7 protein-coding genes and 5 pseudogenes are annotated in these 16,283 nt (G+C 57.3%); 8 read left to right on the forward strand and 4 right to left on the reverse strand.

Going from position 1 to position 16,283, the window contains the following annotated elements; translation table 11 throughout:
- Nucleotides 1-12: 12 nt before the first annotated feature.
- The 8 genes and pseudogenes from FHS21_RS25190 to FHS21_RS31665 form a co-directional block, all read left to right on the forward strand.
- Nucleotides 13-831, forward strand: a complete 819-nt coding sequence (locus tag FHS21_RS25190; RefSeq protein ID WP_112551712.1) for an ABC transporter permease — start codon at nt 13-15, stop codon at nt 829-831.
- Nucleotides 828-1,646 carry an ABC transporter ATP-binding protein gene (locus tag FHS21_RS25195; RefSeq protein ID WP_183664716.1) on the forward strand — a complete coding sequence of 273 codons (819 nt, stop codon included), beginning with the start codon at nt 828-830 and terminating at the stop codon, nt 1,644-1,646. Before FHS21_RS25190 ends, FHS21_RS25195 begins: the two co-directional genes overlap by 4 nt.
- A 2-nt stretch (nt 1,647-1,648) precedes the next feature.
- Nucleotides 1,649-2,470, forward strand: coding sequence for an urea amidolyase associated protein UAAP1 (locus FHS21_RS25200; RefSeq protein WP_183664749.1), 822 nt, complete (start codon nt 1,649-1,651; stop codon nt 2,468-2,470).
- 13 nt (nt 2,471-2,483) lie between these two features.
- Nucleotides 2,484-3,146, forward strand: a complete 663-nt coding sequence (locus tag FHS21_RS25205) for an urea amidolyase associated protein UAAP2 (protein ID WP_183664718.1) — start codon at nt 2,484-2,486, stop codon at nt 3,144-3,146.
- A 3-nt stretch (nt 3,147-3,149) separates the two neighbouring features.
- Nucleotides 3,150-6,686, forward strand: a complete 3,537-nt coding sequence (gene uca, locus FHS21_RS25210) for an urea carboxylase (RefSeq protein ID WP_183664720.1) — start codon at nt 3,150-3,152, stop codon at nt 6,684-6,686.
- A gap of 1 nt (nt 6,687) precedes the next feature.
- Nucleotides 6,688-8,493, forward strand: a complete 1,806-nt coding sequence (gene atzF / locus FHS21_RS25215) for an allophanate hydrolase (protein WP_183664722.1) — start codon at nt 6,688-6,690, stop codon at nt 8,491-8,493.
- Between the two features lie 833 nt (nt 8,494-9,326).
- Nucleotides 9,327-11,605: pseudogene (locus tag FHS21_RS25220) on the forward strand (NADP-dependent malic enzyme).
- 105 nt (nt 11,606-11,710) lie between these two features.
- Nucleotides 11,711-11,881 (forward strand): annotated as a pseudogene (locus FHS21_RS31665) (carbonic anhydrase); the annotation flags it as partial.
- 838 nt (nt 11,882-12,719) lie between these two features.
- On the opposite strand, the pseudogene ftsZ reads toward FHS21_RS31665, so the two are convergent.
- The 4 genes and pseudogenes from ftsZ to FHS21_RS25245 all read right to left on the reverse strand — a co-directional run.
- Nucleotides 12,720-13,691: pseudogene (gene ftsZ / locus FHS21_RS25230) on the reverse strand (cell division protein FtsZ); the annotation flags it as partial.
- Nucleotides 13,692-13,935: 244 nt separating this feature from the next.
- Nucleotides 13,936-14,332, reverse strand: a pseudogene (locus tag FHS21_RS25235) (L,D-transpeptidase); the annotation flags it as partial.
- 89 nt (nt 14,333-14,421) lie between these two features.
- Nucleotides 14,422-14,795: pseudogene (locus FHS21_RS25240) on the reverse strand (VOC family protein).
- 581 nt (nt 14,796-15,376) lie between these two features.
- A complete protein-coding gene (locus FHS21_RS25245) occupies nt 15,377-16,081 on the reverse strand; it encodes an IS6 family transposase (protein WP_112551701.1) in 705 nt (234 codons plus the stop codon).
- Between the last annotated feature and the right edge of the window lie 202 nt (nt 16,082-16,283).

The following is a 16,283-nucleotide window of genomic DNA, read 5'->3' on the forward strand; positions in this document are numbered from 1 at the left end:
GGAGCCATATCCATGCGGTGGATTAATACAAGGCCGGGCAGGGGTGCGCAGCTCACATTGCTGCTGCTACCATTCGTACTGCTGATTGCCGCCTACTCAGCGGGATCGGTCGCGCGGCTGGCGGAAAACCCCAGTGACAAGCTGCTGCCCAATCTTGCCGGTTTTGCCGATGCGATTAATCGGATGGCCTTCCTGCCGGACCCGCGTACCGGCGAATATCTGCTTTGGTCCGACACTGTCGCGAGCCTTATCCGCCTCTTCGCAGGATTGGGCATTTCTACCGTAATGGCCTTGGTCCTTGGCATGGCCATCGGCATGTTGCCCTATCTGAGAGCATTGCTTTCCCCCTTTGTCGCCGTCATCTCCATGGTACCGCCCCTTGCGCTGCTTCCGATCCTTTTCATCATCATGGGGCTCGGTGATGCTTCCAAGATCGCGCTGATCGTCATCGGCGTCGCGCCAACAATGGTCCGCGACCTTGCTCTCAAGGCCCTCGAATTACCCCGGGAGCAGATCATCAAGGCTGAAACGCTTGGCGGATCGTCGTGGCAGATCGCGCTTCGCGTTGTGCTGCCGCAAATATTGCCTCGGCTTATCACGTGCCTGAGGCTGCAGCTCGGTCCCGCCTGGCTCTTCCTTATCGCCGCCGAGGCGATCTCGTCCGACTCCGGCCTTGGTTACCGCATCTTCCTTGTCCGCCGTTATCTGTCGATGGATATCATCTTTCCCTATGTCGTCTGGATCACGCTGCTTGCGGTCGTAACCAACTACATCCTCGATCGCGTCCGTATTGCTGTCTTCCCATGGTCAGAGTTGGAGAAGCAGGCATGAGCGAACTCATCATCGAGAATGTCTGGAAGGAATATGGCGACCAGATCGTGCTCGAGAACGTATCGCTGACAATCGCATCCCGCGCCTTTGTCGCCCTCGTCGGCCCATCAGGCTGTGGCAAGACGACTTTCCTGCGCATGTTGCTCGGCCAGGAGCGGCCCACCAGGGGCACGATTCTGCTTGATGGCCAACCAATACCGACGGAACCGGGACGGGACCGAGGTGTCGTCTTTCAGCGTTACTCCGTGTTTCCGCATCTGACAGTGCTGGGGAACGTCCTTCTCGGAAAGGAATTTTCTAACGCGCGCTACAAGGCGAAGCTCTTCGGAGCTGCGCGGCGCAATGCCGTCGAAGAGGCCCGAAAGCTCATAGGAGAGGTTGGGTTGTCGGGTGCGGAACAGAAATATCCCGCACAGCTTTCAGGCGGCATGCAGCAGCGTCTCGCGCTCGCCCAAGCGCTGATCATGAAGCCGAAGGTTTTGCTGCTAGATGAGCCATTCGGTGCGCTCGATCCTGGTATCCGCGCGGAGATCCACACGCTGATGAAGCGGCTGTGGCATGAAACGCAAATGACTGTCGTCATGGTTACGCACGACATCCGCGAAGCCTTCACTCTTGCCAGCCGCGTCGTTGCCTTCGAGCGACGACGGGACCGTCCCGAGGAAAAGCAGCGTTACGGCGCGACGATCACCAAGGACATTTCCATCTGGCCACCCCGCCTTGCGGGCGTGCCATCGAAGTTTAGCCCCGATCGGGACGGCCCGATCGATTCCCTGGGGTATAGCCGGGACGACCCGGCATTGTCAGGAGAATAATCATCATGCACATCAGACGTTCTGCAGAAGAGATCGCCGCCAACCGGCAGCGTTATGAGGAGCATCAACGCAAGGGATTGGAGTTCGCGCCGAAGGCACTTCCAGCACCGAGCCCGATACCTGCGCCATTGATCGATGAGGCTGCTGTAATCCACGCTGAAACCATTCCAGGCGGCTGGTATTGGTCGACAGCGCTGAAGCGCGGCGAGTCTATCCGTATAGACCAAGGGGGAGCCTTTTCGACCGTTGCCTTGGTCGCCTGGAATGCGGCCGACACAAGCGAAAGGTTGAATCTCGTGGATACGGTCAAGGTTCAATGGACGACGGCGCTGGGCAAGGGCCGGGTGATCTTCTCTGATATGGGCCGTGTGATGTTCTCCATCGTGGAAGATAGTTCCGGCGCACACGACTGCTTGATGGGCGGGTCGACGCCAGCTTCGAATGCTGCCAAATACCCTAATGTGAAGACCCGCAACACGCGTGACAATCTAGTACTTGTCGCCGGAAAGCTTGGCCTCGATCGTCGCGACATCCCAGCCGTTCTCAATCTTTTTGCGCCCGTTCGTATCGACGATGCCGGCGAATTTCGGTGGCGCGGTAAACTCTCCAATAGCGGCGATTACGCTGAACTTCGCGCTGAGATGGACATGATGGTCGGTTTCTCGAATTGTCCTCATCCTCTCGATCCGGATCCGGTTTACGCGCCGAGGGCGGTGACTGTGACACGGTTCCAATCTGCGTCGCCCACCGCGGATGATCTCTCCCGCACTGCTACCGCCGAAGCCGTCCGCGGCTTTGAAAACAACGCGCTGATGTTGGCCTAGGGAGCACGCGACAATGACTGATTTCATTCAGACCTCTGCATCGCGCAGTCTTGAAAATGCTGTCCAGGATCATTTCATCCCGGCCGAGGCACCTTGGTCCGGCATCGTTCGCAAGGGCCAGACGATCCGCATCGAGGATAGCTACGGCCAGCAGGCGATCGATACGCTTTTCTACCGGGCCGATGATTTCTACGAGCGTTACTCCAACCAGGACACCATGCGCGAACAGGGCGCCGCCTATATCGGCACTGGCACGAGGATCATGTCGAACGAAGGAAATGTCATGTTGACGATGATGGCGGACAGCTGCGGCCGTCATGATACCTCTGCCGGTGCGTGCTCCTGCGAAAGCAATACTGTGCGCTTCGGTCATGGCACCAAATATCTGCACGCCTGCCGGGACAATTTCGTGCTTGAGGTGACGAAGCATGGAATGAGCAAGCGCGACATCGTGCCGAACATCAACTTCTTCATGAACGTACCGATCAAGCCGGACGGTGAGATGACAATCGTCGACGGTATCTCCTCACCAGGTGATTATGTTGAGCTGGTGGCCGAAATGGATGTGCTTTGCGTCATTTCCAATTGCCCGCAGATCAACAATCCATGCAACGGCTTTGATCCGACGCCGATGCGAGTCCTCATCTGGGATGCAGCCCCCGATACCGGGGCTTGAGAAATGTTCAGTAAAATTCTCATCGCCAATCGAGGCGAAATCGCCGTCCGCGTAATCCGGACATTGAAAAAGATGGGCATCGCCTCCGTCGCCGTTTATTCCGACGCGGACCGTTTTGCCATGCCTGCGCTTCTCGCTGACGAAGCGGTCCGCCTCGGTCCCGCACCCGCCAGCGATAGCTATCTGAATGTTGATGCAGTCATCGCCGCTTGCAGGTTGACCGGGGCGGAGGCCGTTCACCCCGGATATGGATTCCTGTCGGAGAATATCGGCTTTGCCGAGCGGCTTGCGGCCGAGGGCATCGCCTTCATCGGACCACGCCCGGAGCATCTTTCGGCATTCGGGTTGAAACATACGGCGCGCCAACTCGCCGAGGCAAGCGGTGTGCCTCTGCTCCCCGGTAGCAGCCTCCTGGAAAGCGTTGACGACGCGCTCTCGGCGGCTGATGAAATCGGCTATCCGGTTATGCTGAAGAGCACCGCCGGCGGCGGCGGTATCGGTATGCAGCTATGCGGTGATGCCTCAAGCCTCCAAGCTTCGTTCGAAAGCGTGCAGCGGACCGCACGTGCCAGCTTCGGTGATGCGCGGGTCTATCTCGAGCGCTTTGTGGCGGATGCCCGGCACGTTGAAGTTCAGATTTTCGGCAACGGCAAGGGTAAGGTCGTGGCGCTGGGCGAGCGGGACTGCTCGCTGCAGCGGCGAAATCAGAAGGTCATCGAAGAGACTCCTGCACCCGGCCTTTCCTCGGCGACGCGTTCGCAGCTGCACAATGCGGCTGTCAGCCTTGGTTCTTCGGTTTCATACGAATCGGCGGGCACAGTCGAATTCATTTACGACCCCGTCCGCCAAGAATTCTATTTCCTCGAAGTCAATACGCGGCTGCAAGTCGAACATCCTGTTACCGAAGCCGTCTATAACATCGATCTTGTCGAATGGATGATCCGTCAGGCGGCAGGTGAGGATATCCTTTCCGGTGCGGATTTGCTGACACCGAAGGGCGCTGCGATCGAAGCCCGTGTTTATGCTGAAATGCCGCATGCGGATTTCCGGCCAAGTGCGGGCCTTCTGACAGAAGTGGTCTTTCCTGAAATCGCCCGTATCGATGGCTGGATCGAGACTGGAACCGAGGTAACGGCTTTCTATGATCCAATGCTCGCCAAGCTGATCGTGGTGGCCGAGGACCGTCCTCTCGCGATCGAGAAGCTGAAGACTGCTCTCGCCAATACCTCAATTTCCGGCATTGAAACCAATCTGGACTACCTGCGGGCAATCGCGTCTTCTGAGCTGCTCGCCAGCGGCAAGGTGGCGACCACGGCGCTACGAAACTTCGCTTTCATTCCGGATATCATCGAAGTTCTGGTTCCGGGCGCCCAGTCGAGCCTTCAGGAGCTGCCCGGCCGTCTCGGTTTGTGGAATGTTGGTGTACCGCCGAGCGGCCCGATGGACGAGCGGTCCTTCCGTCATGCCAACCGCCTGGTCGGCAATGACGACGAAACGGCGGCGCTGGAACTGACCGTATCCGGTCCAACACTGCGCTTTTACACCGACGCCGAGGTCGCGCTTTCCGGTGCGAGAATGACCATGATTTGCGACGGCGAAAAGCTGCAACACAATAAGGCGGTAACGATTCGTGCGGGACAGGTGCTCTCGATCGGGGCAATAGATGGTGCCGGTCAGCGCGCCTATCTCGCGATCAGGGGCGGCCTTGCTGTTCCGGTCATCCTTGGTTCACGCGCCACCTTTGGACTTGGCCAGTTCGGCGGCAATGCGACCGGCACACTCAAAACCGGTCACGTGCTGCATCTCGCGCGGCGTGCCACCGGGCAATTACGGCCCGAAAATGAGCCTGCCGAGCTCACGCGCGAATGGCAGGTCGGCGTCGTCTATGGGCCGCATGGCGCACCGGACTTCTTTCAGCCGGAAGACATCGATATGCTGTTTTCCAACCCTTACGAGGTGCATTTCAACAGTGCCCGCACTGGCGTCCGTCTCATCGGCCCTGCACCTAAATGGGCGCGCAGTGACGGCGGCGAGGCGGGCCTTCACCCATCAAACCTCCATGACAATGCCTATGCTGTGGGAGCGATCGATTTCACCGGCGACATGCCGATCATCCTAGGGCCTGATGGTCCGAGCCTTGGCGGTTTCGTGTGCCCTGCGGTGATTGCCCGCGACGAACAGTGGAAGATGGGCCAGTTCAAGCCCGGTGACAGCATCTGGTTTCATCCGGTTTCCCGCCCGGGTGATCCTGTTACCGGGCCGGCCATCCTTCGGTCGGCTTCAAATGCTGGGTCCGCCATTGTCGGACAGCGGGACAGTGGACCGGTTTCCGTGGTCTATCGCCGCCAGGGCGATGACAACCTGCTCGTCGAATATGGCCCGATGGCGCTCGATATCGCGCTTAGGCTACGGATTCATTTGCTGATGTCCGCCGTGTCGGCGGCCCAGCTTCCCGGCCTTATTGATCTGACACCCGGCATCCGTTCTCTGCAGATCCATTATGACGGCACGACGCTGACCCGAAAGCGTCTGCTTGGACTTTTGGTGGAAATCGAGGCCGGTCTCCCGGCAGCTCAGGCGGTGACCGTACCAAGCAGGATCATCCATTTGCCGCTGTCGTGGAATGATCCGGATGCCGAACTTGCCATGCGCAAATATCATGAACTCGTCCGGCCAAACGCCCCATGGTGCCCTTCCAACATCGAGTTCATTCGCCGCATCAATGGACTTCGCGATGAACAAGCGGTGAAAAACATCGTCTTCAACGCAAGTTATCTTGTACTTGGACTTGGGGATGTCTATCTCGGCGCACCCGTCGCGACGCCCATCGATCCGCGCCACCGCCTCGTCACCACCAAATACAATCCGGCCCGTACCTGGACGCCGGAAAATGCGGTCGGTATCGGGGGCGCTTATATGTGCATCTATGGCATGGAGGGACCGGGCGGCTATCAGCTTTTCGGCCGCACCATTCAGATCTGGAACACCTGGCGGCAGACGCCCGCCTTCGCCAAGGGCAAGCCGTGGCTTCTCAATTTCTTCGATCAGATCCGCTTCTTTCCGGTCAACCATCAGGAATTGACGGAAGCGCGAGCTGCCTTTCCGCATGGCGGCTATCCGGTCAAAATCGAGGAGACGGAGTTCTCGTACGCCGCTTACGCGAAGGAACTGAAGCGGAATGCCCAATCCATCGGACGCTTCAAGAACACACAGCAAGCCGCCTTCGACCAAGAGCGGCATCGCTGGAAGGAAGCCGGGCTCGACAGCTTCGTTAGCGATAGTGGCGGCGGAGAAAGCCCGGACGCCGATATTCCGGCTGGGTGCTTTGGCGTTGCCAGCAGCATTCAGGGAAACATCTGGAAACTCCTCGTCGAACCTGGGGCATCTGTTGCCGCCGGCGACCCGCTCGCCATTGTCGAATCCATGAAGATGGAATTTCAAGTCAATGCTCACGCTGCAGGCCGTGTCCGCGAACTACGCGCAGCGCCCGGGCGAAACGTTAAAGCCGGCGATATCATCGTTATCCTGGAGGACTGCTGACATGCTGCCGACAATTCTCGATCTTTCAAGCCTTCATGCCGCCTATCAATCCGGCCTGACACCGCTCGATCTCGTTGAAACGGTAATCGCCCGCCGCACCGCATCAAATGATCCGGCGATCTTTATCACCCCCACGCCGGACGAGCACTTGCGGGCCGCCGCACGCGATCTGATGGCGCGAGCGCCAGAGCCAAACAGCCTGCCGCTTTGGGGTGTGCCCTTTGCCGTAAAGGACAATATCGACGTTGCAGGCTTGCCGACGACGGCTGGATGTCCCGCCTATGCCTATCATCCGGGAACGGATTCGACTGTCGTCGCGCGTCTCAACGCCGCCGGCGCCATCGTGATCGGGAAGACAAATCTGGACCAGTTCGCGACAGGTCTTAATGGAACGCGCTCGCCGCATGGCGCCCCGCGCTCCGTTTTCGATCCAGACTACATTTCGGGCGGATCGAGCAGCGGATCGGCGGTCGCAGTCGCGTCCGGTCTTGCGAGTTTCGCCCTCGGCACAGATACGGCGGGATCGGGGCGCGTTCCCGCCGCCTTCAACAATCTTGTCGGTATTAAGCCCACGCCAGGTCTGTTGCCGAACACGGGCGTCGTTCCAGCGTGCAGAAGCGTCGATTGCGTGACTATATTCGCGGCGACGGTTGGCGACGGTGTCGCCATTCGGAAGGTGGCGGAGGGATTTGATGTCGCCGACGCATTTTCGCGTCATGCGCGCCCGATTTCATTACCGCGCACCGGGCTTCGGATCGGTGTCCTTGAACGTGCGGAGCGGGAATTCTTTGGCGACGCGGGAGTCGAGCGGCTTTATGATCAGGCGATTGAATCAGTGAAGGCGCTGGGTGCAACCATAGTACCCTTTGATTACGGACCCTTCCGCGAAGCTGCAGCCCTGCTCTACGAAGGGCCGTGGGTGGCCGAACGCCTTGCGGCGGTGGAAGGCTTTCATGTGACGAACGCAGCGGATTTCGACCCGGTTGTGCGAACCATCATCGAGGGCGCCAAAGGCAAGACGGCCGTCGACGCCTTTAATGGCCGTTACAAGCTTGAGGAACTACGCCGGGAAACCGACGCTGAATGGCAAAAGGCAGATATCCTGCTTCTACCAACCGCACCGACAACCTATACGGTCGCCGAAATGCAAGCCGACCCGATCGTCCTCAACGGTCGCCTCGGGCGCTACACCAATTTCGTCAATCTTCTGGATTGCGCCGCCATTGCAGTGCCGGCGGGCTTTGATACCGAAAGTCAACTTCCAGCCGGCATGACGCTTATTGCGCCCGCCTTTGCCGACGATGCATTGGCGCCTCTAGCCGACGCGCTGCACCGTGCGGCCGCATCCGGAATGGGAGTCGATCGCGACAGGCATATCCCTGGTCAAAGCGTCGCTTTCGTCCCCTCTGATGATGGTTTTGTTCCCATCGTCGTGGTTGGGGCGCATCTCTCTGGAATGCCACTCAATCACCAACTCACTGCACCGGGTGGACGCCTGCTGAAAACCTGCCGGACGGCTCAAGACTACCGGCTGTTCGCACTTCCTGGGACAGTGCCGCCTAAGCCTGGCCTCATCCGAGAACCCGGTTTCAAGGGCCCAGGACTCGAGGTCGAGGTCTGGTTGATGCCTCCGGATGCATTCGGCCGCTTCGTACAAAACATCCCGGACCCTCTTGGTATCGGCAAGGTTACGCTCGATGACGGTTCAGCGGTGTCCGGTTTTCTCTGTGAGGCACATGCGGTCCGTGGAGCTGAAGATATTACTCATCTCGGCGGTTGGCGCACGTATCTGCGTTCACAAAAATGAAGCTCTTGCTGATGAAAGGCCAAAGTATGTCGCTTGCTAAGAATATAGCGCGGTTGCTCCTCGAGGGGATTAAAGCCCGGGCCGAAGCCATGTGGCTGCCTGCCAGAAGTGGAGCGCAAGATACCCCAAGAGCGCCGGATAGAAACACGGATCCCGATTCGTCGAGTCCAGGGGGCACAGGCGGTTGGCCGCAGTGACGAAAGGAGCTGCGATCGGAAAGATACGTTCGAGGTTAAAACCGTCCTTCGCAAATTCCACGCTATGCGCTACGCTGGGTGACATTTATCGTCCAGGCCTATATTGAGGTGATCCGCGGCAGGCCCTTCCTCTTGAGCCCATTACAGAATTGACCAGCACGCCGTTATCGGCATTTTCAAAGGTTCTCGGCCAGTTCCTGATTGAATAAAGACTTGCGGTGCCGTCCGAATCCTGATCGACCGTCCTCTTTGAAGAGTTCCTAATTGTACTGTGGTACATTCCCCAAGCGCTTTACAGGAAGCCCTCCGGCCGAGCTGTCAACATCAGCGTCGGAATCGGAAGAAGAATACGATTCATCATCCTGTGTATCCATCTCTCCATCGGAATTTCGGGCAGTGTTGAGCGTCGTTGCAGTAATTGTTGTGGATCGTTTCGCCGTTTGCCTGCTCCGCTGTGGCGGACAGGATGCGGAATGGGGCAGGGCGGCGCTGCTTCGTTCAAGAACCTGACCGTAGCTGTTCGGTGATCTCCGTTTCGCGCGCTCCAGATTCGACTATGCTGGGTAGCCGCCGCTGACGCATTAATTCGAGACAGAAAGCCCTCATGAAAGTATTGTCGTCAGGCATAACAGGAGTATGACCGCCTTGTCACAAGATCCGAAAGCAAGCCTTCGTACAGCAGCGTTGGACTTCCACCAATTTCCCAAGCCAGGTAAGCTTGAGATCACGCCAAGCAAGCCATTGGCCAACGCGCGCGATCTCGCACTGGCCTATTCGCCTGGAGTTGCAGCACCGTGCGAGGAAATCGCTGCTGATCCGGAGAAGGCCTACTCCTATACGTCCAAGGGCAATCTTGTGGCCGTCATTTCCAATGGCACGGCGGTACTGGGTCTAGGTAATATCGGGGCGTTGGCCAGCAAGCCAGTCATGGAAGGCAAGGCCGTTCTCTTCAAGAAATTCGCCGGGATCGATAGTATCGATATCGAGGTGAATGAGAGCGACCCCAAAAGTTCATAGAGATAGTTGCGCCGCTGGAGCCCAGCTTCGGGGGCATTAATCTTGAAGACATCAAGGCTCCGGACTGCTTCGATATTGAAGAAAGCCTGAGGGAGCGGATGAATATCCCCGTGTTCCACGATGATCAGCACGGCACGGCTATCATTGTTGCTGCGGCCGTTCTAAATGCCATGAAGCTGGTTGGAAAAAACATCGCCGACGTGAAGATCTGCACATCGGGCGCGGGTGCCGCGGCGATTGCATGCATGAATATGCTGATGACCGTGGGCGCACAGCGGGAAAACATCTACCTGGCGGACCGGCAGGGCCTCATTACCAAAAAGCGGGCAAATTCCGTGGACCCCTGGCGCGGCGCGTTTGCGCAGAACATATACGCCACCGAACTGGCAGAAGTCATGTCCGGGGCCGACATCTATGTTGGTTTGTCGTCAGCCGGCGCTCTGAAACCTGAAATGATCCGTGAGATGGCGCGTGATCCGTTGATCCTGGCATTGTCGAACCCGATCCCGGAAATCATGCCGGAACTGGCAATCGCCGAACGGCCCGATGCGATGATCTGTACGGGCCGGTCCGACTATCCCAATCAGGTCAACAACGTCCTGTGTTTTCCTTTCATCTTTCGCGGTGCATTGGATGCAGGCGCGACAACCATAAACGATGATATGAAGCGGGCGGCGGCCTACGCTATTGCGCAGTTGGCCCATGAGCCGGTTCTCGAATCCCTGGGAACCGGGGCGTCGGCTATTTTCGGGAGTGGCTATCTCATTCCGTCGCCGTTTGATCAGCGGCTGATTTTGCGAATTGCTCCAGCGGTTGCGCAAGCCGCCATGGACAGCGGTGTATCACGCCGTCCGATCCAGGACATGCGCGCCTATCAGGACAGCCTGAAACGTTTCGTCTTCCGTTCGGGATTGGTCATGAAACCAATGATTGAAAGGGCCCAGGGACAAGGAAAACGAATTGCATTCGCGGACGGTGAGGATGAGCGTGTGTTGCGCGCCACCCAGGTGATACTGGAAGAAGCCATCGGGCGGCCCATACTTATCGGCCGACCCTCCGTCATCGAACAACGGATAGAACGGTTCGGCCTCACGATTAGACCCGATCGCGATTTCGACATCATCAACCCTGAAGACGACCCGCGTTATCGCGACTATGTCAGCCTCTTTCACAATTTGGTCGGGCGCAAGGGCGTATCGCTCGACACGGCCCGTACACTTGTGCGCACCAATACCACCGTGATCGGAGCATTGGCTGTCCACCGCGGAGAGGCTGACGCTCTGATATGCGGATTGCAGGGAAGCTTCATCAAACATGCGCGTGATATTCGCTCGATCATCGGGCTGGCCGATGATTCAGCACAGCTGTCCGCGCTGTCGATGTTGATCATGTCCAAGGGCGTGTTTTTCCTTGCAGACACCTATATGAACATCGATCCAACTGCCGGAGAAATCGTCCAGATAGCCTTGCAAGCCCGTGATCATCTCAAACGCTTCAACATCGATGCCAAGGCAGCGTTGCTAAGCTATTCCAATTTCGGCTCGCGTGACGGGGCGTCTTCGGAAAAAATGCGCGCGGTCTATTCGCTCCTGAAGCAAGCCGCGCCCGATCTGCTTGTTGAGGGCGAAATGCAGGGAGACCTTGCCATTAACAGTGCGTTGCGTGAGCGTTACCTATCTCAAACGGCCTTTCAGGGTGAGGCAAACCTGTTGATCTTTCCGTCACTGGAAGCAGCGAACGTCTCGATGACATTGCTTACGGAACTGAACAATGCCCTTGCGGTCGGACCCATACTGATGGGAACCAAGCGCCCGGCACATATTCTTGCTCCATCGGTAACCAGCAGAGGTATCGTGAATATGTCGGCCATCGCAGCTGCTGAAGCTTTGGCAGTCTGACAAGTTGAATTGAATGCTGCTGGGAGCGGTAGGTGGCAGCGGCTCCGGTTAGGATGCGTCATTCCCTATTAGCGGGAGACAGGTTTTGAGCCGGATTATCTTTGGATTGGTTATTCCGATAGTCGCGTGCCAGCCAATGTGATCACTGGACCAGAGACCGGCGAGGTCTTCGTGCACCGTAATGTCACCCCAGCCGACCTCAAATGCTGTCGTCAGTAGAATATGCTGTGCATCAGCTTGGCGTAAAGCACAATCATTATATGCGGCCATCGTGGCAACAGGCAAACGGAACGGCGCACTACGGCAAGACACATCGAGGCGGTTCAACGTTCCGTCGGCGGGGCTTGTCTGGGATTCGCCAGCCCTCTTTCACGAATTGGCTGCACAAGCGCACAGTTTTTCTCGCGGGTTTCGCCGATTGAAACATTCGACCTCGAATACACGACTAGATCAGTAGACTATAACTCCTCGTACCAGCGCGTGATTGCCAGGAGTTTTCCATGACACAAAAGCCGCGCCAAATTCATCTCAACGCCTTTTTGCGCAATGTGGGTCAGCACGAGGCCGCTTGACCGGCATGCATTGACTATTGAGCACCAACTGCGTCCGCTCTTCGGCTTCTTCATGGCGCATACATTGCCGACCGGCTTTTTGCTGTCGACCGCGATTTTCTGGACTATGAAATTGTAACCGACCACATCAATGTTCGTATCACCCAAGCGGTAAGTGAAGTCCGGCGGTTTGTGGCGAAAAGGTTCGTTGTGACTAACGCAGCGGAATGATGGACAGTGGGCTTCCCGCTTTGCGCTGCACCGCTCTATCCACCGGACTATGAGTGCGTCAACGGAGGGTTCTGTCGCATAGGATTTCGCTTTGCCCGTCATGCATTTCAAAGATGCCGTGCTGTCCGCCTTGCTGATAAAAATCGCGTTCGAGCTCATCCCAACGCCCAAGGAGATCTCCACATGAACTGCAATAAATCGGAGTGTGGCTCTGAACGTCCTCGGGGATTTCCAGATAGATCGTACCGCGGTCACTTACAGTGCTACAGCGCGCGCCGTGGCAAGAACGAAACGTTCCCATTGCCACTGTCAAGCGCGCCTGCTGTGTCTGCGCCGTCAACGTGATCGATGCCCGTAGCAACAACCGAAACCCGGAATGTTCCTTCAAGAGCGGTGTCGAACGTGGCTCCCAAAATGATGTTGGCGTCGTCGTCCACTTCCTCGCGGATCCGCGAGGCCGCCTCATCAACTTCGAACAAGGTCATATCCCGGCCGCCTGAAATGGAAACCAGGACGCCCTTGGCTCCCTTCATCGAAGCGACATCGAGTAGCGGATTTGCAATGGCCGCTTCAGCCGCTGCGATCGCTCTGCCAGTACCTGAACTCTGCCCGGTACCCATCATGGCGCGGCCCATGTCGCGCATCACCGCCCGAACATCGGCAAAGTCCAGATTGATCAGCCCTTCGCGGACCATAAGATCTGTTATGCAGGCAACACCGGAATAAAGTACGCGATCCGCAGTTGCGAAAGCATCAGCGAATGTGGTCGACGCATCTGCAACGCGGAAAAGGTTCTGGTTTGGGATAACGATGAGCGTATCGGCGCTGTCCCGCAGCAATTTGAGCCCGTCCTCTGCGAACTTCATGCGGCGGGTCCCTTCAAAATTGAATGGCTTCGTCACGACAGCCACCGTCAATATACCGGCGTCGCGTGCTGCCCGCGCGATGACGGGAGCAGCTCCCGTCCCGGTTCCACCACCCATACCGGCAGTTACGAAACACATATGGGTTCCGTTGAGGTGGTCCATGATCTCATCGATGCTTTCCTCAGCCGCCGCCCGCCCGATTTCCGCTTGCGATCCGGCTCCAAGGCCTTGCGTTACATTCACACCGAGCTGTATCAAGCGGCCAGCCTTCGACATGGTCAGTGCCTGGGCATCGGTATTCGCGACCACGAATTCCGTTCCCTGAAGGCCCTCGCGGATCATGTTGTTGACGGCATTGCCGCCACCACCGCCGACACCAATCACAGTTATATTTGGCTTCATTTCGGTGATTTCCGGATGCTTTGGGTTGCTCGACATCACTTTGTCCTTCCTTGCCTGCAGCGAACTGGCATAGTTGGCACGGGATGGGATTGCCGGATGAAATACCGAAAACGAATCAAATCAGCTCATCCCGAGCAAGGGATATGAATCAGACATGCGTCTTTGACGCAACCTTTGGCTCGGCCTCACCATAGTCTTGCAGAAAAGAACCACCATCGCACGCCAGACGACCACTTTCGGACATCACTCAAGGCTGATCGGAACACGGAGGCCGATACCTTTAGTTGACGAACCGGACAACGACGCCCGGCTTCACCATTCCAGCTAGCTCCTCGGCGTCCCAGTTCGTCAGGCGAACGCAGCGATGACCCGATTTTGTTGACAAGGTCGGGATCGGGCGTTCCATGAATGCCATAGGTTGGCTCGGTTGGATCGAACCAGATACTTCCGACCGGCCCATTGGGGCCCTTGGGAACGGTGTGGACCTTGTCGTTCTTCCCTTGCTTAAAGTTGACCTTTGGATTGTACCTAAAAACGGGCATCCGTGCGACGCCGTTCACCCTGTGCGTTCCCCCTGGAGAAGCATTGTCCTCGCTGCCAACTGTCGCGGGATACGCCGCTAAAATGACATCGCGATTATCGTAAGCCGTGACCTGTCCAGTCGTCTTGTCGGCTTTTGGGGCTGGAAGCAGACGTTCAACGTTTGGCATGAGGGGCGGTTGCAAGTGAGCGAAGCCCGCTTGTGGGCGTCCCCTCGACAGAAGGGCTAGGCCTCGGGTTTGTGACAAACCACTTCGATGTTATGCCCGTCCGGACCAATGACGAACGCTGCATAATAGTTCGCGTGGTAGTGCGGGCGCAGACCTGGCCCGCCATTGTCTCTGCCACCCGCCTCCAAAGCTACGCGATAGAAAGCTTCAACTTGCCAGCGATTCTCGGCCGTGAACGCCAAGTGAAGATACGCCGGCTTCTCCTCGATTTGGTACAGGCACAATGAAGCCTTCCCCTTTGGGCTAAGCTCGACACCGTACGTCGGCTGCCCCTCTGAGACAACAACTACACGAGTGGTTCGAGCGCTTTGAGGAAGAACGCCTTGCTCGCTGAATAGTCGCTCGCTCCGAATTTGACGTGGTCAAACATGAGTTCTCCTGAAATGTGTAAGCCCGCCTGCCAGTCCATGCAAAATGACCATAGTGCGCGGAGCGCGGGAGTGCCGCTTTCGGTCCCCACAAAGTATGAAGGATCGGTTCTGCGGGCAAAATGCTCGTAAGTGACTTGCCAAGGATCGCTGTTGGAAGATCTTTCCTCGCCGATCCAATGGAAGCTGTCGGTAGTGATCTCAGTGAAACGCCATCGCGCTTTCAGGCCACGCGAATCGTCGCCGATCTGGACAATGTCCTTACCATCGGCCCGTCCGATCTGGCGCGAGTAGTCTTGGTTGAGCGGGTCGCTCCAGATAATATGCCAGCCACCAATGTCTGGATCGAAGATGCGCAAAGTCGTACCATACATGGTGGACGGCGCAGGGCGCTTGGGCCTGAATCCAGATATCCTGAATCGCGCGACCTTCCAGCACCCAGCCGAAATGGATTTCTTCAGTTGATCCTTCAGTTGTGCCGTCGTCGAGATGGCGGATGGTTTCAATTTCCCAGCTTCCGATTAGCCACCCAGGGCTTGTCACGTTGTCTAAGTCGGATCAACAGAGACCTTGGTACGGGGTTTCAGGCGAGGGTTCCGGTCACGGCCTTCCACTCCGCCATAGCATTGAGGCGGTGAATGTGGATGCCAAAGGCGGAGCGTTTTGAGCGGGGTGGAACGAACAGATTGCGAAGAGCCGAGAAGATCGAGGCAAAGCGTTGCAACGATCCCGGAGATCGGAAACGCTGCATCATCCGTTCCCGTTTTCGCAACGGCACATGGGAGTTCTCCGCCCGGTTGTTGAGGCCCTTGTGAGATCGGTGTTCGATCGCAGGCATGACCTGTCGCCTGGCAGCACCATAGGATCGCAGTTTATCGGTGATTATCCGCTTCGGCGCGAGACCCTGCTTTTTCAGCAGCCGTGTGAGCAGGCGTTTGGCAGCCTTGGTATTGCGGCGGTTCTGCACGATCTCGTCGAGCACATACCCGTCATGATCGACGGCACGCCATAGAAAATGTTTCCTGTCAGCAATGGATACGACGATTTCATCCAGATGCCAGATATCATTTCGCGAAGGCCGTTTGCGGCGCAGTCGGCAGGCGTAGGCTGGACCGAACTTGACGCCCCAGCGGCGGATCGTTTCGTATGAAACGACGATCCCGCGCTCCAGCAACATCTCTTCAACCAAACGCAGGCTTAGTGGAAACCGATAATACAGCCAAACTGCATGTGCGATAATTTGGGGTGGAAACCGATGATTTCTATAGCTGACAGCGCGCAAGTTCATGCCTCAATGCACTAACCGCAACTCCTTAACCCGACAACAACGTGACAGGCCCCTCCTAAACTACTGCATAGTCGAACCAACCCTAACTATGATTTCGCCACCAGCGCTTGGAATCTATTCTAACGTGGTAGCGAAGTCTCATCCCCTCCCACGCTACCTTCCGTCTGGCCGTCCAGTTGTCATCGCTGGGCGGCCCTTTTTG

The sequence above is a fragment of the Phyllobacterium trifolii genome, from assembly GCF_014192095.1.
GTDB classification, from domain to species: domain Bacteria; phylum Pseudomonadota; class Alphaproteobacteria; order Rhizobiales; family Rhizobiaceae; genus Phyllobacterium; species Phyllobacterium trifolii.